The sequence below is a fragment of the Nitrosomonas sp. Is37 genome (assembly GCF_033063275.1).
In the GTDB taxonomy this organism is placed as follows: domain Bacteria; phylum Pseudomonadota; class Gammaproteobacteria; order Burkholderiales; family Nitrosomonadaceae; genus Nitrosomonas.
The window spans coordinates 1-19,266 of record NZ_JAWJYP010000037.1 but is presented as its reverse complement, the minus strand read 5'-3'; the positions used below and the strand labels follow the sequence as shown (position 1 = coordinate 19,266).

At 46.8% G+C, this 19,266-nt stretch carries 14 protein-coding genes; 10 read left to right on the top strand and 4 right to left on the bottom strand.

Annotation, left to right across the window (positions count from 1 at the left end; genetic code table 11):
• Positions 1–169: 169 nt before the first annotated feature.
• Both nhaC and R2Q26_RS13755 read left to right on the top strand, forming a co-directional pair.
• Complete coding sequence (gene nhaC, locus R2Q26_RS13760; RefSeq protein ID WP_317536811.1) at positions 170–1,585, top strand: Na+/H+ antiporter NhaC; 1,416 nt, start codon at positions 170–172, stop codon at positions 1,583–1,585.
• Positions 1,586–1,680: 95 nt separating this feature from the next.
• Positions 1,681–2,079: a hypothetical protein gene (locus tag R2Q26_RS13755; RefSeq protein ID WP_317536810.1), complete on the top strand. Its 399-nt coding sequence runs from the start codon at positions 1,681–1,683 to the stop codon at positions 2,077–2,079.
• 5 nt (positions 2,080–2,084) lie between these two features.
• On the opposite strand, the gene R2Q26_RS13750 is transcribed toward R2Q26_RS13755, so the two are convergent.
• The 4 genes from R2Q26_RS13750 to R2Q26_RS13735 all read right to left on the bottom strand — a co-directional run bounded on the left by R2Q26_RS13750 (position 2,085) and on the right by R2Q26_RS13735 (position 7,841).
• Positions 2,085–3,275 (bottom strand): PatB family C-S lyase, encoded by a 1,191-nt coding sequence (locus R2Q26_RS13750; RefSeq protein ID WP_317536809.1) that lies wholly within the window; start codon positions 3,273–3,275, stop codon positions 2,085–2,087.
• Entirely contained in the window at positions 3,272–5,383 is a 2,112-nt protein-coding gene (gene ovoA / locus R2Q26_RS13745; RefSeq protein WP_317536808.1) for a 5-histidylcysteine sulfoxide synthase, read from the bottom strand. The genes R2Q26_RS13750 and ovoA overlap by 4 nt, the downstream gene beginning before the upstream one ends.
• Positions 5,384–5,726: 343 nt before the next feature.
• Positions 5,727–6,884 carry a DNA polymerase IV gene (gene dinB / locus R2Q26_RS13740; RefSeq protein ID WP_317536807.1) on the bottom strand — a complete coding sequence of 386 codons (1,158 nt, stop codon included), beginning with the start codon at positions 6,882–6,884 and terminating at the stop codon, positions 5,727–5,729.
• Positions 6,885–7,106: 222 nt separating this feature from the next.
• A complete protein-coding gene (locus R2Q26_RS13735; RefSeq protein ID WP_317536806.1) occupies positions 7,107–7,841 on the bottom strand; it encodes a DUF72 domain-containing protein in 735 nt (244 codons plus the stop codon).
• Between the two features lie 271 nt (positions 7,842–8,112).
• On the opposite strand from R2Q26_RS13735, the gene R2Q26_RS13730 reads away from it, so the two are divergent.
• From R2Q26_RS13730 to R2Q26_RS13695, 8 genes are all read left to right on the top strand, one after another.
• Positions 8,113–8,589 (top strand): hotdog fold thioesterase, encoded by a 477-nt coding sequence (locus R2Q26_RS13730; RefSeq protein WP_317536805.1) that lies wholly within the window; start codon positions 8,113–8,115, stop codon positions 8,587–8,589.
• 80 nt (positions 8,590–8,669) lie between these two features.
• Positions 8,670–12,434, top strand: a complete 3,765-nt coding sequence (hrpA, locus tag R2Q26_RS13725) for an ATP-dependent RNA helicase HrpA (protein WP_317536804.1) — start codon at positions 8,670–8,672, stop codon at positions 12,432–12,434.
• A 260-nt stretch (positions 12,435–12,694) separates the two neighbouring features.
• Positions 12,695–12,952, top strand: a complete 258-nt coding sequence (locus R2Q26_RS13720; protein ID WP_317536803.1) for a hypothetical protein — start codon at positions 12,695–12,697, stop codon at positions 12,950–12,952.
• 210 nt (positions 12,953–13,162) lie between these two features.
• Positions 13,163–14,167, top strand: coding sequence for a DEAD/DEAH box helicase family protein (locus R2Q26_RS13715; protein ID WP_317536802.1), 1,005 nt, complete (start codon positions 13,163–13,165; stop codon positions 14,165–14,167).
• The gene (locus tag R2Q26_RS13710) at positions 14,164–14,385 is read left to right on the top strand and encodes a hypothetical protein (protein WP_317536801.1); all 222 of its coding nucleotides are present in this window, start codon (positions 14,164–14,166) and stop codon (positions 14,383–14,385) included. The genes R2Q26_RS13715 and R2Q26_RS13710 overlap by 4 nt, the downstream gene beginning before the upstream one ends.
• Before the next feature lie 67 nt (positions 14,386–14,452).
• The gene (locus R2Q26_RS13705; protein ID WP_317536800.1) at positions 14,453–14,665 is read left to right on the top strand and encodes a hypothetical protein; all 213 of its coding nucleotides are present in this window, start codon (positions 14,453–14,455) and stop codon (positions 14,663–14,665) included.
• Complete coding sequence (locus R2Q26_RS13700; protein WP_317536799.1) at positions 14,655–18,455, top strand: PIN domain-containing protein; 3,801 nt, start codon at positions 14,655–14,657, stop codon at positions 18,453–18,455. Before R2Q26_RS13705 ends, R2Q26_RS13700 begins: the two co-directional genes overlap by 11 nt.
• Positions 18,456–18,505: 50 nt before the next feature.
• Complete coding sequence (locus R2Q26_RS13695) at positions 18,506–19,216, top strand: hypothetical protein (protein ID WP_317536798.1); 711 nt, start codon at positions 18,506–18,508, stop codon at positions 19,214–19,216.
• The last annotated feature ends 50 nt before the right edge of the window (positions 19,217–19,266 follow it).

Genomic DNA, 19,266 nt, shown 5'->3' with positions numbered 1-19,266 from the left:
TTTTTGCCAAACTGCTTTTCCTCGTCTGCTTGGGTTTTATGGTAAGTCCTTTGATTGTAAAACTAAATTGTTTCATAGATAGGGCAAAATGTGAAACCAACTCCTCTCTGTCTTACTGTCTGGCTGACTTATCCAGGATTTCCTTAGATTGGCAAATGATTGAACAAAAATGAGGCAGATCAATATTAGCAGGCAAGAAGATCTCAAAGAACCCTCGCTTTTCCAGGCTATTGTTTGTTTGCTTGGTGTATTTTTAATGATCTCACTGGGGTTCTTCGTTCTGGAGATCTCTATTCATGCCATCATTTTCATGTGCTTGTTATGGGTGGGTATCCATGCAGCCATCCTCGGTCATACTTTCACTGATATTCAGCGCATGATGAGCACGGGCATCGGTAATGCACTTCCTGCTATTTACATTTTTATTCTGATAGGGATGGTGATCGCAAGTTTTATGCAAAGCGGCACGATTGCTAGTCTCTTGTATTATGGGCTGAATTTGCTCAATCCTGCAGTATTTCTTGCGTCTGGATTAATTTTATGTAGCCTCATGTCGATTGCAACGGGTACTTCCTGGGGGACGGTAGGAACGATAGGAATAGTACTCATCAGTATCGCAGAGGTCATCGATATTCCACTGGCAATTGTAGCGGGCATGATTGTGTCAGGTGCAACCTTTGGTGACAAATTATCACCTATCTCAGATACGACAAATCTCGCCGCCGTGAGTGCTGGCACCAACCTCTATCGCCACATTCATGCCATGCTATACACTACCTTGCCAGCCTATGTGCTAACGCTCATCCTATTTATTTTTGTAGGACTACAATATGAAGACTATGTATTGCCTGCAGAGGAAATAGTAGCTATTCAAACTGCGTTGAACAGTACATTTCAATTAAATCTGTGGGTTACTTTGTTACCTTTGCTGTGTATGTTTGGCATGAGTATCAAAAATTACTCTCCGGCAATGAGTATGTCATGCAGTGTCATACTTGCCATACTGATTGCTGTTTTTTATCAAGAAAGAAACATCATCGAGGTATTGAGCGCGCTCTGGCTCAATGAGCCTGGTAGCACAGGCATAGACAATATTGATTTCTTACTTGGCCATGGTGGCATTTATAGTATGGCCTGGTCGTTATTGTTATCGATCATGGCTTTGGCGTTGGGCGGTATTTTGCATCACGCAAAATTTCTTTCCGTTATTCTTGAACGTTTAATTTTACGTATTAAGCGTGTTCGCACTCTCATCGCAACTACGATATTGTCTGGGTTTATCAGTAATATAGGAATGGGAGAAGCGTATATTTCGATCATTTTGAATTGCCAATTATTTAAGGACGCCTATCATAAAGCCCAGCTAGATGGTGCAATACTTTCTCGCTCGGCAGAAGAAGGTGCTACCATGACAACAGCGTTGATTCCATGGACTACTACAGGAGCTTTTTACACAGCGACGCTGGGTATTTCAGTATTAGATTATGCTCCCTATGCTTTCTTGAATGTACTTAATCCTATTGTTGCTGTGGTAATGGCTAGCTTGGGTATAGGATTACTGCAACGCCCTCGCGTTGACGCTTAATTGGCTGAATGCTATATTTTACGTGCAATCGGAAAAGGATCTAAAAGGGGTAGATTTGTATCCCTTAATGAAAACAAATCAGAGAAAGGAGCAAGATGGAATCAACGAATCAGCTTTTCGTCAGCTTTGCGCTCAAGGATACTGAACTTAGAGACAAACTTATAGAGCAGATAAACAAAGAGAGTCCAGAAATCACATGTGTGTTCATGCCAGAAAAAAAATCCTGGGAGAGCGCATGGAAGGAGGAATGTCGGGAAAAAGTTAGAGGGTGTAATGGGGTAATTGGTCTTATCACACCCAATACCATTCGGGCTGATGGGCAATTATGGGAACTCCGTTGTGCTTTTGAAGCAAAAATGAAGGTTATACTGATTGGTGATGATGAAGCCTGTGAGATGTCAGCCAAGAAATTCCCTGATCTTTTGAGAGACGAAGATATCTTGCCATGGAACAGCTCTAATATCGCAATGTTTCTTGGTAAATTACAAAGATAGTCGTTTTATAATATTCTTCCTGACCTTATTTTTACTCGATTGTAAGCTTTTCTAATATTTTCAAGTGCGGCCATAATATTGTGGCGGGGAGTGCCGATGTTCATACGCATAAAACCGCTACCATTATTTCCAAATAAAGCGCCAGGACTCAACCCAACTTCAGCTTCATGCACAAAAAAATGCTTGAGCTGCTTATCGTTCATATGAAGTGCGCGGCAATCCAGCCAAAGTAGATACGTTCCTTCTGGCTTGATTAAATGAATCTCTGGCAAATGTTCGGTCAGATATGCGTTGACATGGTCGCGCGTATTTTTTAGATAAAACATCAGTTCATCCAGCCATGTTGCCCCTTTCCGATAGGCAGTTTCAAATGCAACGATGCTGAAGGGATTGGCAGCACTGACATGAATTATGTCAAAAAAATGAGTAATAGCAGCACGATGAGCTTTATTCGGCACGATAAGAGCCGATAAATGAAGCCCTGGGATATTGAAGGTCTTGCTAGGGGCAATAGCCGTAATAATATTTTCTGGGTTTTCTGTGAGGCTCGCCAGGGGATGGTGCTGGTTTTCCGGATAAACCAGATCGGCATGAATTTCATCTGAAATAATCACCCAATTATGTTTGTTAGCTATCTCAATAAGTTGCGCTAGCTCAGACTTATTCCAAACTCTACCAACGGGATTGTGAGGAGAACAGAACAGCAATATGCGCGCATTGGTACCGATCTGCTCCAGTTGATCGAAATCGATCGTGTATCGACCCTGCTCAAGATGCAACGGGTTGAGTATCAATTGCCTCTCTGTTTTAGTTACCGCTGAAAAGAATGGAAAATAAACCGGCGGTTGTATGATGACTTGCTCACCTGCTTGGGTGAGTGACATGATAGTAGCAGTTAGCGAGGGGACCACGCCGGGGCTGAAAATGATCCACTCGCGTTCTATTTTCCAATGATAGCGCAGCCATACCCAGTCGATGAGCGATTGGTAGAGACTCTCTGGAAATAGCGTATAGCCGTATATGGGGTGCGTGGCGCGTTCGATCAATGCATGCGTGACTTCGACAGGGGCGGCGAAATCCATATCAGCAACCCATAGCGGCATCACATTGGCATTGCCGAATGTCCCCAGACGCCCATCAAACTTGGTACTATTCGTTCCAGCCCGTTTGATATCGCGGTCGAATTGATCACTCACACGATTTTCTCCCAGATCGTCACTTCTGATAACGTGTGCTGGAATTTACGTTTAGTTTCACGAATAACGAAGGGAACTTCCTGTGGACCCTGAATCAATCTAAAATGGCTGCCAAGTATTTCTTTCAAGCCATCTAATGTGGTAAAGCTTTCACCATCTCGCTTGAATCCACCGATCCAGGATTCCCGCTTGGTGTGCTCTTCTAACCAGGTATAAGGGGAAGCAATCAACAACAACCCACCTGGATTGATCCGGCTATGCACGTTTGTCAGGAATTTGGCTGGATCGTATAAACGATCGATCAAATTGACAGCAAGGATGAGATCATAGCCAGTCAAAATCGGTTTGAGATTGCAGGCATCGCCTTGAAAGAACTCAACCTTATGTTTGATATCATCAAGACCCAGATTTGCGAGCGAACGTTCTTTATAAAAGACGAGATCGCCTTCATCCGTTAGCGTATAACGCAGCACACCTTGCTGAGCGAGTTGTACTCCTTGATTGATAAAGCGTGCAGAAAAATCAACACCTGTCACATGGTCGAAATGTTTTGCCAATTCAAATGTGGCTCGCCCTGAGGCACACCCCAAATCAAGTGCCTTGTGCGCGGGGCGGTTGCCCATAGCAGCAATGGCTAACTTAGCCAGAGCAGTCGGGAAATTGGATACATCGAAATACTTATCGCCATAATGAAATTCAGCATATTCAGACAGCAATTTGTCTGTCTCATAATGAGAGCTAGGCTGGAAGGCAGGGGTATCAGTAACGACGTAGCGAAATCCAGCATGTTGAAAGAAATGACGACGGAATGCATAGCGTGACGCTTTCAATGATTCATTACCACACGCAATCCAGGAGCCACCTTTGATGAGATTATGTCGATCATCAAAAGTGGGCGTAGTGAAATCATCATAGTGTGGGTGAACATCGAACCCCTCAAATGGATAGGTTGGTGTTTCTGTCCACTGCCAAACGTTGCCTACGATATCGAAGAATTCACCTTGAGGAAACTCATTAACTGGGCAACTGGAGGCATAATAATCGAGATGAATATTACCAACGGCTGGATTGGTGTGAGGTACCTCGGTTAAATTGGCTGCATCGTACAATCGATACCACTCATCTTCAGTAGGTAAACGCACTGGTAGTCCGCTGGTTTTTGCTTTCCAGTTACAAAAAGCCTTGGCTTCATGATAATTTACTTCCACGGGCCAATCCCAGGGCATAGGCACTTCCTCGGTCATCAGGCGAAAACGCCATTCATTGCCTTGTTTGAGCCAAAAGGTAGGGTATTGCGCGCGAGTATGTTTTAACCAGCCACGGCCTTCCTCTTCCCAGTGATCCTCTACGCCATAACCATTGGCCTCAACAAAAGCGAGAAATTCCTGGTTGCTGACTAGATAACGGCTTGCCTGGAATGCCGGGATTTCTGCTGAGTGATGACCGTATTCATTGTCCCAGCCGTACGTCGGATCAGTTTTATTTTTACCTATCTGCACCTTGCCAGCCGGTACAGCTACTAATTGATTTTCCGGGGCGATTCCGGTTTTGCGGCAGGGTTGCCAGGCAGGATGAGGCTGAACGTATTGGAGTGCATGCTGGCGAATCAATACTGAAGATGTTTCCAGATGGATACGTTCATGCTCAATACCCATCACAATAGTCCACCAGGGGTTTTCCCAGCCAATCGGGAGGGTCAACGGCGTATTGCTGATGAGTTTATCGACTGTATTGCGCATCGTGCGGCGGTACGCCCATACTTCTTCTACGGCTGGCCAATCGTAATGCGTAGTATCTAAATCATCCCAGCTCATTTCATCTACGCCAACCGCAAACATTGACTCCATCTTGGGATGGATTCGCTCAGTAATCAAGCCAGCCAGAATCAATTTGTTAGTGAAGAAAGTGGCGGTATGTCCCAAATAAAAAATCAGAGGATGCCGCAGCGTAATAGGCTTGATGTAATAAGCCTCATCGTTATGTAACGTTTTAAAAAGCTGCTCGTAATAATCCAGCGTGGTATGAAAATAGGATCGTATTTCCTCACGTTTAGCGTTAACGTCGTTACCGTCGAGTATCGGTGTTCTCTGAAAAAGTTTTTTGGACATAAAATATTAACAAACCTGCTTATTCGGAACTTTCGGAAATTTTATTATACTCTCTCGAATTTTACAGGTCATATTTAACAAGGAAATAAGAAATTTAGCATACTAATTGGTAACAGATTGCAAACACAAAAATCATTCCATTGACATTATGATGAATGGATGTATAGGAAATAAAATTCTATTAGTTTGATAGGAAATTTGAGTTGATCGTCCTCTTTGCTCCATTTCTAAATCAAACCTGACTCAAACCTAATTTTATCGGATCTCCTTGCCGCATTATTTATACTGTCTGCAGCCCGCCTTTGCGTCATGTTTGATTTGGAAGTGGAATTAATTGCTATTCCTAGAAATCAAGGGGCAATTCTGCCTGAGCTAAAACATTGGCTACCTGTAGCGAGTGGGCAAAAGACAACGTGCTGACTCGTATGCCAAGCAATCGCAGCTTTTTTTCCAGTGGCACACGTCGTAAACATTCTCGCGCAGCCTGGCGTATAGAAATATCATCAGCAATGAATGTAGTCAGGGTTATGTCCCGTGTGACAGTATGGAAATCCTCGAAGCGCAATTTGATACCAATAGTGCGGCCAAGGTAGCCTTTACGTTTCAGATCCTCGGCTATACGTGTACACAGAGTCATGAGTGCTTCCGATAAACCATCGCGATCATGGCGTGGATGAAGGTTGCGTTCAAAAGTGGTTTCCCGGCTGATCGATTTGGGTTCGGAGCGGGTCATGACTGGACGATGATCAATGCCATGCGAGGCCTCATAGAGCCAGGTTGAGTAGCCACGGCCAAAGTGAATCTGAAGAAAGCTCAATTCGACCTGTGCCAACTCAGCAATTGTCGAAATGCCGAGTGATGCCAGTTTCTTTTCTGTTTTGGGGCCAATGCCATTGATTTTGCGCACCGGTAGCGGCCAAATGCGATCTGGAATATCGGACATGTCCAGAATCGTGACGCCATCTGGTTTCTCAAGATCGGAGCAAATTTTCGAGAGTAGTTTATTCGGCGTGATACCAATCGAGCAGGTGAGGCCAGTGGCATTGAATACAGCTTGTTTGATACGTTTTGCGAGCGTCAAGCTATCGTCTGGCAGGCTGCTGAGATCAATATAAATTTCGTCAATGCCGGAATCTTCGATCTGGGGTGCAATGCTTGCCACGGCAGTCTTGAACAGCTGTGAATAATGGCGATATGCGCCAAAGTCAACCGGGAGCAGAATAGCATCAGGGGCGAGTTGGGCTGCTTTCATCATACCCATCGCAGAAAACACTCCAGCTGCCCGCGCTTCATAGGTGGCTGTCGTGATCACACCACGACCAACATAATCACGCAACCGTGAGAAATGCAGATTTCCATCTGCTTGTAGTGCCGGTTTGTGTTCCGATTTCCCGCCAATGACCACTGGCAAACCGCGCAATTGCGGGTAACGGAGAAGCTCAACAGACGCAAAGAAAGCATCCATATCAAGATGAGCGATACGACGTGATAAAAAATTCATTGCTTACAAACTATCGATGTTGAACTTGAGTTGCTGCCAGTTTGATGGCCACTATTTGAAAATGAATTTGCATCTTACGTCAGGGGTGATTGAGTGTAAATTCTGAATGATCGCATGAATTTTTTCTGGTTTTGCAGATTGCATTGGTATTAACATATTAGCCTTGGTACCCTGACTACCAGATCTTCTATCCATGATGGGTACTATTGAAGTTGAAGAAGCTTACTTTTTCTGCAACACGGCCTGCAAGGTGAGGGCATTGTATGTAGCGTAACCGTTCTGGTCGTTGTCAAAATAGCAATAGATAGTATGGTCTTGCGACGACCAACTGGCAAAAGTATTTGCCCACTCGGATAAAGTATTTTTGCTATAACTACCTTGATAAGGGTCATTTGGGCCATGCAGGCGGACATAGATAAGATCTGTGGTGATTTCCTTGGGTGAAAGAAAACCATCCAGATCAAATATACAGAATGCTGCCTTATGCGTCGAGAGCAGTTGATAAGTCTGTGCGTTATGCCAGCTATGATCGCGAAATTCAAAGACATATCTGAAATCATTACTGAGCTTCCCAAGAAAGTCAGCCAGGCGTTCGGGATTGAAGTGCCAGTGAGGTGGTAACTGAAATAAAATGGGGCCTAATTTGTTTTCCAGGACACGTATTCGTTCCAGGAAAGTGCAAGTACTTTGCTCTGGATCATTCAGTCTTTTCATGTGAGTAATATAACGGCTGGCTTTGACAGTAAAGATAAAGTCTTCAGGGACTGTGTCGTACCATTGCAGCAATGTTTTTCTATCAGGCAATTGATAGAACGAGTTATTAATTTCGACGGTTTTAAAGTGTTTTGCGTAGTAGTACAACCATTCTTCTTGGGAGAAATCTGGAGGATAGAATATGTCTCGCCAGTGATTATATGACCAGCCAGATGTTCCTATGAAAATAGCACCTTCCATCATATCAATCGCTCCTGAATGATTTGTATTGGCTTTAACAGCCTGTTAAATCAATTCAATCGCTCCTGAATGATTTGTATTGGCTTTAACAGCCTGTTAAATCAATTGCCTTGAAAGGACTCGTCATGCGACCCTGAAAAATATGACTATAACAAAGTGACAAAGTGGCACGTCGATTTGGTCATTGCCTTTATAATATTCGGTTTAGCGGAGTTTGCGGTATATAGCTCTTTTAATTCTTTTTTAACGATCAACTTAAAGTAAAGGGGAACTGATGAGCACAATTTGGTTCAAGGAGTACACACTCGATTATCTGGAAGGGTTACGCAACGCCAATATGGGTGCGCATATCGGGATACATTTTGTGGAAATTGGCCCGGATTTTCTGAAAGCAAGGATGCCGGTGGATAAAAGGACAACCCAGCCATTTGGTATTTTGCATGGCGGAGCAAGCTGCGTTTTGTCAGAAACATTGGGCAGTGTCTCAGCCTGGATGACGATCGATCCAGAGAAATATCGTGCGGTTGGGCTTGAAATCAATGCCAATCATATTCGGGCTGTCACGCAAGGCAATGTCATCGGGGTGTGTACACCGCTGCATATCGGCCGTCGCACTCAAGTCTGGCAGACGGATATCACCGAAGAAGCAACCGGCAAGCGTGTGGCGATTTCTCGCCTGACTGTGGCTATCATTGAACAGGGGACGCTGAGTAACCAGAAAGAGAAGGTGATCGTGAGTAAAGAATCGTAGTTGCTTTTAGCTGTCTAATTCTTTAATTTTGCAAGCTTGTTGTTAACGCTTGCGTTTGTTTTTTTGTCATTAAGTTTGTCATGAAATCATCGCTTGCTGTAACTGAGCTGGAGCGGCGTCTAGCCAATCTGCCCAAGCCAACCTATCCAGAAGAGCTGCCCGTCGTTGGTAAGCGTGAGGAAATCGCGCGCGCCATTGAGGCGCATCAGGTGGTGATTGTTTGTGGTGAGACCGGTTCAGGCAAGACCACGCAGTTACCCAAGATTTGCCTTGAGCTTGGGCGCGGTGTAGCAGGGTTGATCGGGCATACACAGCCGCGCCGTATCGCCGCACGTACGGTGGCGATGCGGATTTCTTCTGAGCTGAATAGATCGCTGGGTCATGCTGTAGGTTATAAAGTCCGCTTTTCCGACAGCATCAGCAAGGATACCTATATCAAACTGATGACAGACGGTATTCTGTTGGCGGAAACACAGGGCGATCCGATGCTGCGTGCCTATGACACCATTATCATCGATGAAGCGCATGAGCGCAGTCTCAATATCGATTTCCTACTGGGTTACCTCAAGCAGTTACTGCCGAAACGGCCTGATCTCAAGCTAATCGTAACTTCCGCCACCATCGATGCGGAACGCTTTTCCCAGCATTTCAATAACGCACCGGTGATCGAAGTATCCGGTCGCCTGTATCCGGTGGAAATACGCTATCGCCCTCTGGCTTCTGAAGATGAGGAAGAACTGGATCTGCAGCAGGCCATCATGGATGCGGTTGATGAGCTGATGCGTGTAGAGCCAGGTGATACCCTGATCTTTCTGCCTGGTGAGCGTGAAATCAGAGAAACAGCCGAATCCTTGCGCAAACATGCCTTTAGCCGGCCGGGTGGCGGGGCAGGGGTGGAAATTCTGCCATTGTTTGCCCGTTTATCATTTGCCGAGCAGGAGCGCGTGTTCAAGCCTGGTAATGTGCGCCGTATCGTGCTGGCAACCAATGTGGCGGAAACCTCTTTGACCGTGCCGGGTATTCGTTATGTGATCGATACCGGTCTCGCGCGCATCAATCGCTACAGTTACCGCAACAAAGTCGAGCAACTGCTGATCGAGAAAATTTCCCAGGCTTCCGCCAATCAGCGTGCCGGGCGCTGCGGGCGGGTAATGAGCGGTATTTGTATTCGGCTGTATGGGGAGGATGATTATCTGGCGCGCCCCGAATTTACCGATCCGGAAATCCTGCGCTCCTCGCTTGCTGCCGTCATTTTGCGCATGAAATCGCTCAAAATCGGTGATGTGGAGAATTTTCCCTTTCTCCAACCGCCATTGCCGCGCATGATTGCTGATGGCTATCAATTGCTGGCAGAACTGGGTGCAGTCGATGACAACAATACGCTGACTGCGATCGGTTGGCGGCTTGCCAAGTTTCCGATCGACCCGAAGATTGCGCGCATGATTCTGGCAGCAAAACAAGAAAACTGCCTGAGCGAGCTGCTCATCATCGCTTCTGCCCTGAGTCTGCAGGACCCGCGCGACCGGCCATTCGAGCGGCAAGAAGCAGCCGATCGCGCGCATGAACCGTTCCGTGATGAGCGCTCGGATTTTCTGAGTTTTCTGAAATTGTGGGAATTCTTTGATGCAGAGCTCAAGCATAAAAAATCTAACAAAAAACTGATCGCTCAGTGCCAGGAACATTTCCTTTCCCATCGACGTATGCGCGAATGGCGCGAAATTCATGGACAGTTGCACACCCTCGTGATGGAGCTAGGATTCAAGCTGAATCAGGTACCGGCAAGTTATGAGGAGATTCACCGTGCCTTGCTGGCGGGATTACTCGGTAATATCGGTTTCAAATCGGAAAGTGAAGGTGAATATCTCGGTGCGCGCGGGATCAAGTTCTCGATTTTTCCGGGCTCATCGCTGAAAAAAGCAAAACCCAAATGGATTGTTGCAGCGGAGCTGGCCGAAACCGCCAAGCTTTATGCGCGCTGCGTGGCAACGATCGATCCATCCTGGCTGGAAAATATTGCTGGCGGGCTTTGTAAAAAACATTATTTTGACCCTCATTGGGAAAAACAGCCTGCCCAAGTCGCGGCTTATGAACGTGTCACCCTCTATGGCCTGACCATTGTACCGAAGCGGCGTGTGGCGTATGGCAGAATCAACCCTAAGGAGGCGCGCGAAATCTTTATCCGCAACGCCCTGGTAGCAGGGGAGTACGTGACCAAGGCACCGTTCTTTGAGCACAACCGCAAGCTAATTGAAGAAATCGAAGAGCTCGAACACAAGGCACGCCGACAGGATGTGCTGGTTGATGAGCAGGAGATTTTCGCGTTTTATGATGCCATTATTCCGGCGGACATTTATGGCGGGGCTGCTTTTGAAAAATGGCGTAAGCAGGCAGAACAAACCAATCCGCAACTGCTGTATCTCACGCGTGATTATCTGATGCGGCATGCGGCAGGTAGCATTACCGAACTGCAATTCCCTGAAACTGTCAGCATCGATGACCACGCTTTTCCCTTGAACTATCGTTTTGAACCAGGGCACATGCTGGATGGGGTGACCATTACAGTGCCGCTGCCTTTTCTCAACAAGCTGACTGCCGCCCAATTTGATAGCCTCGTGCCCGGTTTGGTACGGGAAAAAATAACCTGGTATCTGAAAGCGCTCCCTAAGCAAATCAGGCGCAATCTGGTGCCAGTACCCGACTATGTCACCCGCTTTCTGGAACAGCAGGAAACGCAGGGCGAACCTATCCTGCTGTCGGAAGCGCTCGCACGCTTCATTCAATCCAAAACAGGCATCAAGGTTCCGCTGGATAGCTGGGACGATAAACCTTTGCCGCTGCACTTGCAGATGAATTACAAGGTGATCGACGATGCCGGGCAGGAACTGGCCATGAGTCGCGATTTGGTGCAATTACAGGCGCAGCTGGGACAGGCCGCCCAGTTGACTTTTGCCCGGTCAGGTGCAGCCGAGCAAACCGGCATCGAGCGCGATCAGCTCACGCGCTGGGATTTTGGAGATCTACCCGAGGAAATCACCTTCACACGTGCTGGCAAACAGATAACCGGTTATCCCGCCCTGGTCGATCAGACGGACCATGTCGCCATACGCCTGTTCGATACCCGTGAAGCAGCTGCAAGCAACATGCGTGCGGGGCTTAGGCGATTATTGAATTTCGAGCTTAAAGACCGGATGAAGCAACTCGAAAAAAATCTGCCCGGACACAGACAGGCGATTATACAGTTGAGCACGCTGATCGATCCGGAAACGCTCAAACGGGATATGCTCGATGCCATCAGCGATCGGGCCTTCATCGGCGATGATCCGCTGCCGCGCAACGAAAGCGAATTTAACGCCCAGAAACAGCGTGCGCGATTACGCCTCAGTCCTGTAACTGATGCCATTGCCCGACTCATTCAGGACATCGCCCAGGAATACCAGACACTGAAGCAACGCTTGGCTTCCACCACGATCAACAATCCTCGCCTCAAGAATGAACTGAACGATCAGCTCAATCACCTGGTTCATCCTGGTTTTTTGCATGCAACTGGCTGGGAGCGATTGCCGCACCTCACGCGCTATTTGAAAGGCATGGTCTTGCGTCTCGATAAATACCCCGGCAATCCGTCACGTGACGGGCAACATGCCGTCAGTATCGCAGCATTGTGGAATCAATACCTGCAACGCCTGGAAAAACACCGCAAGGCTGGCATCAGCGATCCCAATCTGGCTGAATTCCGCTGGCAAATCGAGGAACTGCGCATCTCCCTATTTGCCCAGGAGCTGAAAACACCTTACCCAGTATCCGTCAAACGCCTGCAGAAATTCTGGGAAACGGTGCGTGAGTGAGTTGGGAAATAACTCCATGAGTTTGCTGAAATTTCCTTAGGGAAACTGAATAAGTCCTTCGACAAGCTCAGGACGAACGCTAACGAGTTGACTGTGTTTGTATCGTACCTGGATAGTTAATTACGTTCGTGGTGAGCCTGTCGATAGTTATTCCCGTTCGTGGTGAGCTTGTCGAACCATGAACGGAATCAAGTTACAAATTACTCCGTATAGTAGGGTGGACAAGCAACGCGTCATCCACCAAAATACAGGAACAAAACATGAACATCGTTACTGAGCAGGAAATCAAGCGCCGCGGTATTGCAGCCGTTGACGAAGCTTTGATTCAGAGACCTGTGCACATCATCAAGAACAATCGGCCACAATATGTAGTGATGACCGAAGAGTTTTACCACCAACTCCTTGAAGCACAGCAAGAAGCAACCCTGGCCCGCATCAAGGCATCTTTGGAAGATGTGCATTCAGGGCGAGTCACTCGTCATGACAGCATAGAATCACTAATGCAGCGTCTGCAATAATTACCGTATTACCTGACGCTACAAATTTCTGAGCATGAAATACTGTTGCTCGATATCGGTAGCCATGATGAGGTATCCAGCTGAATGATGCAAAAAATGCGAAGACCAAAGTGATGAAAAACTAGCTATGTGACGGCTTTATATGCTATCGTCTTGACCACTCATAGCTTGATGATCTACTTACGATACTAATAAAAATACTCGTAAAAATTGTCACTCGAACAACGCGCAAGAGAGAATATCGATCGCCTGCTGACGGCAGCAGGCTGGCTGGTGTGCGATGCAGATAAAGTCAATATCCACGTAGCACGCGGCATTGCCATTCGTGAATTTCCGTTGAAATCTGGCCATGGTTTTGCAGATTATCTGCTTTATGTCAATGGTAAAGCAGCAGGCGTGATCGAAGCCAAGAAAGTAGGGGTTACCCTCACGGGCGTTGAAACGCAATCCGGTAAATACACACAAGGCTTGCCGGATGGTCTACCGCGCTGGAGCAATCCGCTGCCGTTCTCGTATCAATCGACAGGAGCCGAAACCCGTTTTACCAACGGCCTCGATCCCGCTCCACGTTCGCGCTCGGTATTTGCGTTCCACAAACCTGAACTGCTGACGGAGTGGCTGAACAATCCACCTCCCAATACTGCACAGCAGAGCTTGCCGCAGTATTACCAAACGGGCAGTACTTTCCTCGCCCGCCTGCAACAGATGCCACCGTTCAGAGAAGAAGGGCTGTGGCCTGCTCAAATCAAGGCTATCCAGAACCTGGAACAATCGCTCAGGGAAAACCGTCCGCGCGCCCTCATTCAAATGGCCACCGGCCGCCATCTCGTTCATCTACCGGCTGATCAAGTCGCTGGCGCCAGACGAGTATTGTTTCTGGTGGATCGCGGCAACCTTGGCGATCAGACACTGAAAGAGTTCCAGCAATACGCCTCGCCCTACAATAATTTCAAGTTCACCGAGGAGTACATTGTCCAACGATTGACCAGCAACGTCCTCGACACCACTGCGCGAGCGTGTATCTGCACCATCCAGCGCATGTATGCCATGCTCAAGGGTAGAGAACTGCCTGAAGATCTCGAAGAAGCATCAGTGGACAAACTTGGTGGGCTGTTCAAACAACCGGAGCTGAACGAATACAATCCCAGTATTCCCATTGAGAGTTTTGACATCATCGTCACCGACGAATGCCACCGCTCCATCTACAATCTATGAGCGCAGGTGCTGAAGTATTTCGATGCCTACCTGAGTATTTCGATGCCTACCTGATCGGCCTCACCGCTACGCCCAGCAAACAGACCTTTGGCTTCTTCAACCAGAATCTGGTGATGGAATATAACCACGAAATGGCTGTGGCCGACGGTGTCAACGTCAACTACGACGTCTACCGCATCCGCACCAAGGTCACGGGGGGGCCGATGCTTATAGTGTGATAACCGGCAACGGAAAGTCCAAACCGGTAAAAATTCACCTAGTTACAACCCAAAAAGGAGAAAAAAATTGGATGATCTTTTAAGTTGGATTATTGCTGAGAAGCAATGGCTTTTTTCCGGAGTTGGCCTAGTTGTCCTCACAGGAATAATTCGTGTTATCTATAAAGGAAGGCAAGCTGCCTCATCCCAGAATATTCGATCTGGAAACAACTCAATGAATATTCAAGCGGGTCGCGATATCAAGATTAATAGCAAACCCAAACGTAACAATGTGGAATAAGAAAATTAGTCAATCAATATCATCAGGAGATAGTTCGGTCAACTTACAGGCTGGAAGAGATATAAATCTCTTAAGTGTGGATTTCCCAACGACACTTGTTGATCAAAAAATCAACGAAGAATTAAGTATCCTCCGCCGGTCTCGCTTTTTCATTGAGTTTGATCGCGTTAACTCAACGCTCACGTTTGGAAGACGACTTGTTGAAGGAGACCTATTAAGAGGTACAGATGCGGTCAGGAGAACAGCATTGGCATGGTGTGCAAGGTTGTTGTCACGCACTGATGAACTAGACACGGCTGAAGAATACTTGAAGCTTGCTAAGAGCTTGGGCGCGTCTCTAGAAATCGAGATCTCAAAAGCTTTCATTTTATCGCAGAAGGGAAATAAGAGAGCAGCTCTAGATACTCTTGCAGGAATCGACTCACCGATTTCGCGAACAGCGGCTTTTATGATTGTCGAGCACCACGACGGCGGGGAACAGGCGATTGATTGGCTTAAGAAAGCCGGTATCGAAACCACCCGCTTGGATGCGGAAGGTAAGTATTTCCTGCTGGCGACGCAGCTTAATCTCGGTCATTGGTATGAAGCTAGGGAAAATCTTGATGCGTTAATTGATTATGATTTTGAGGATGCACCTGTTCTCCATCACATTTCGGCGATAACACAGTTGCTAAGTGCGGTGCCGATCGAACTGCGCACTGTTGTCCTAAACCAGTTTCCTTTCGAGGCAGCAAGTTTTCCACTTTCAGAAGACGTGGTGTCAATGGAAGCGCGGAAGACAGCCCAGCGTCACTTTAGTGACGCTGTGTCGGCAGCACAGCGGTTAAACTGTCACCGCACAGCAATGGTTGATGAAGAATATGCACTGTGGCTTGAGCTAATGGACCCTGAAAATGCTGATGTCGGCAAACGACGATTGGAAGATCGACTTCGGAATCCCAAATCAGCTCTTCGTCTTGTTCCTCTCGGCCTTCAATTCGGCATCAAACTCGATCTTGTGACGGTGGAGCAGGAGATCGATCGAGACATCGCCCTCCGCGGCGGCATTACACCGGATACCGCAATTGCTCGTTTTGCTCTCGCCTTCGCGCAAAAAACACCAAAGAATGTCGTCAACTACGTTGACCGGCATTACGACGAACTATCCAAGTATTTTGATCCGAAATCGCTCCGGTTTCTTCAAATCGAAATGCTTTCTAGAGCAGGGCTTCCCGAAAGAGCGAATGAATTATTGAACTTACTCATTGACGATGGGCTTTCCAAAGCAGAAGAGAGTCGCCTTCGAAGAATCATCTCAGAGGCTGAAGGTACTGACCCGGTTGAAGCTCGAAAGGCGCAGTTCAAACAAACTAACGCTCTGTGGGATCTAGTGAACTTGATTGATGAACTCGAACGCAAGCAGGATTGGAGCAGTGTCTGCGAGTATGGGGCATCGCTGTTCGAAAGAACCAAAACTGTTCGCAATGCGGAGCGTTTCGCAAATGCTTTAAGTAATTCTCAGAGGTCCGAAGAGCTTGTCGAGTTCCTTAGTGCAAATTCGGATCTATTGTCGCTATCCAGAACTTTACAATTGTTCTACGCTTGGGCGCTATACCATGAAGGTGCACTTGTGCAGGCTCGCGCCGAACTAACCAAGCTAATTGATGATCAGGACAATCCTAGCTATCGTCTGTTAGAGATTAATCTAGCTATTGTTCTTGGTGATTGGGACTTCTTGTTAACCATTGTTGCAGATGAATACGCGAAAAGAGAAAAGAGAAGCGCGCACGAATTGCTTGGCGCTGCACAACTTGCTCTTAATTTTGGTTCGCATACTGCTGAGAACTTGATATTTGCGGCAGCAGCAAAAGCGGATGATGACGCCGCAATCTTAGCTTCTGCCTATTTCTTGGCAACGAGTGCTGGTTTAGAAGGTAATAAGAGGGTCGTGCAGTGGCTACATAAAGCCGCCGAACTCTCTGGAGACAACGGACCGATTCAGAAGTTGACCTTGAAGGATTTTCTTGACCGTAAACCTGATTGGGATCGCAGAGGCTCTGAGACCTGGCAATTGTTGAGTTGTGGTGAAATTCCGATGTTTCTAGCAGCTCAATTTCTAAACAGGTGTCTGGTCGATTTGATGCTCTTACCTGCCTTCGCAAATTTGTCTGAGAGTGACCCTAGGCGAAAAAGTATCATTCCCGCATACAGCGGAAAACACTTTCCAGTTTCATTTGATCTCATGGAGACAACGATTGGTATCGACGCTACCGCGTTACTCACTTTGAGTTATCTGAATCTCCTTGAAACAGCATTAGATACTTTTAAGGAGATCTATGTGCCGCATTCGACACTCGTGTGGCTATTTGAGGAAAAGCAGAGGGCTGCGTTTCATCAACCGAGTCGGATCAGAGATGCACATAAGTTGCGCGATTTGCTTGCCCGAGGTTTACTAGAGAAGTTGGTTGCTAGCACTATCGCAGACTGTGATTTGTCAGCACAAATTGGCGACGAATTGGCGCTGATGATAACCGAAGCAGAGAAAGGCAGGGAGGACGATGATATTCAGCGTATTGTTATTAGGTCCTCGCCGGTTCATCGTCTTTCTTCACTCTTGCAGGAAGAAGCCGATTTGAGCTGTCATGCCGCTGTGATGAGTAGCTGCCTGGCAATTGTTGAAAAGTTGCGTGAGAAAGGCCAGATTACTGCGGAGGAGGAGAAAAGGGCGCGTGCTTATTTGCAACTGCAAGAGAAGCCCTGGCCAACTCAGCCCGAGATCAGAGATGGCGCTACGCTATTCCTTGATGGTTTGGCAATAACCTATTTTCTGCATATTGGAATTCTTGAAAAGCTTCATGTCGCGGGGTTTAGAGTAATTGTTTCTCCTAGTGAGGTGTCTGAAGTTAATGCGCTTATTGCTTACCAAAGGATATCTGACAAAGCCATCGAGGCGATTGAACACATAAGAAGTGCTGTCAATTCAAGAATCGTATCTGGAAAGATCAAAGTAGGAAAACAGTACTTTAACGATGAGCCGAAAATACGATCAATATCTGAACATCCAACATTTGGTGTTATTGCTTTGACAGCTATCTGTAATGCAGTTATATCAGACGACAGATTCCTCAATCAGCATGCTCATGCCGATGATGGTAAGGTGCAAATTCCAATTATTACTACCTTGGATCTGCTGGATGCCTTAGCTTTGGCTGGCATAATATCAGCCGGAGATCTCATGGAGTACAGGACTTTGCTTCGTCGAGCCGGATATTTATTTGTGCCGATGACTGAGGATGAGCTAACGCAGCATCTTAACGCATCACCCGTTAAAGGAAATAAGGTCATTGAGACAGCCGAGCTAAAAGCAATCAGAGAGTGTTTACTCCGTGTTCGAATGAGCAACTGGCTCCAGCTTCCGAAGGAGGCTCCTTGGTTGGATAGAATTCTTAAAGTGTTCGACAAAGTACTTAAGGGATTGTGGTCGGATGGCGCTGATTTAACCGAAATAAAAGTGCGATCCAACTGGATAGTTGATCAGGTGGACATTCGTGGCTGGGCTCACGCTCTCGGGTCAGAGAATGGAGTCAATCTTATCAAGTCAAGACGTGGTGCTCATATTCGAATACTGGCGACTCCCCCATGCAACGCACCACAGAGCATAAAAGACGCATACTGTGAATGGATTGAGGATAGGTTTTTGGCTCCCATCAAGGAACAATTTCCTGAGCTATACGCCTGGATCGCTGAGCATGAAAAAATACTGATAGCCAAACTGTCCGAAACGGAAATGAGTATAAAGGAATCGACATGAGCAATACTCCCGATATCAGGGCCATGATGGCAAAAGCAGCCTTAGAGCACGTGCCCCCGCTAATACGCCAGACCTTGCTAGAAGATGCTACATTTCGAGCGAAGTACGGCTTCAAAGCAGATGCTGTTATTGTCTTTGGCGACTCGGGTATATCGATTCTGCGTTCCGAACTCTTCGATGGTATACGTAGGATTCTTTCCGGCACGTTCGAATTGACCGTAACTGATACCGAAGGTCGAGCGTGGAAACTCAGTATTGAAGTTGAAGCTAAAAACGGCTGTTTGCCAAAGCTATTCATATCTAATGATGAGCAGAGCCTCGTCCTCCCTAATTTCTCCGTCCTATCTCCCCATGCGGCCATACGTCTTCGCTCACTCAATGAGATAGCATCTGACGTTAATCTACCCGCAAGTGCGAAGGAAACTTGGCGTACTGTTCTATCAGAACGTCCTCTTGAGGACGATGAGTGTACCGAATTTCACACCGATTTACGTGATACTCCAACCCATGTGATGCGATCAATTCGTAGTGAGATTCAAGCGGGGTGTATTAACATTTCGTCTCTTGTTCCGTCTTCCCGTCGATATTTTGATAGACTAATCGGTAAATACGATGGTAGTGCCTCCGTCAATGAATATGCTGCAGGAGCAGGCATGAAATTCTTTGTTGAATTGTCTGCTTGGCGATCATATGAAGGCTTTTTGTTTAGCCTTTTCCTATCATCGCATTCGTCGCTAGGGTCTGTTGACGTTTTGAGATAAGTATTTCATAAATAGAAGCAAACTCGTAATATTGAGAGGTTCTCACACCA

Bases quoted from the DNA above. Each gene is read 5' to 3' on its own strand.
- ovoA (WP_317536808.1), bottom strand. From the start codon at position 5,383: ATGTCCAAAAAACTTTTTCAGAGAACACCGATACTCGACGGTAACGAC.
- R2Q26_RS13720 (WP_317536803.1), top strand. From the start codon at position 12,695: ATGAACATCGTTACTGAGCAGGAAATCAAGCGCCGCGGTATTGCAGCC.
- dinB (WP_317536807.1), bottom strand. From the start codon at position 6,884: ATGAATTTTTTATCACGTCGTATCGCTCATCTTGATATGGATGCTTTC.
- R2Q26_RS13755 (WP_317536810.1), top strand. From the start codon at position 1,681: ATGGAATCAACGAATCAGCTTTTCGTCAGCTTTGCGCTCAAGGATACT.
- R2Q26_RS13735 (WP_317536806.1), bottom strand. From the start codon at position 7,841: ATGATGGAAGGTGCTATTTTCATAGGAACATCTGGCTGGTCATATAAT.
- nhaC (WP_317536811.1), top strand. From the start codon at position 170: ATGAGGCAGATCAATATTAGCAGGCAAGAAGATCTCAAAGAACCCTCG.
- R2Q26_RS13700 (WP_317536799.1), top strand. From the start codon at position 14,655: ATGTGGAATAAGAAAATTAGTCAATCAATATCATCAGGAGATAGTTCG.
- R2Q26_RS13730 (WP_317536805.1), top strand. From the start codon at position 8,113: ATGAGCACAATTTGGTTCAAGGAGTACACACTCGATTATCTGGAAGGG.
- R2Q26_RS13710 (WP_317536801.1), top strand. From the start codon at position 14,164: ATGAGCGCAGGTGCTGAAGTATTTCGATGCCTACCTGAGTATTTCGAT.
- hrpA (WP_317536804.1), top strand. From the start codon at position 8,670: ATGAAATCATCGCTTGCTGTAACTGAGCTGGAGCGGCGTCTAGCCAAT.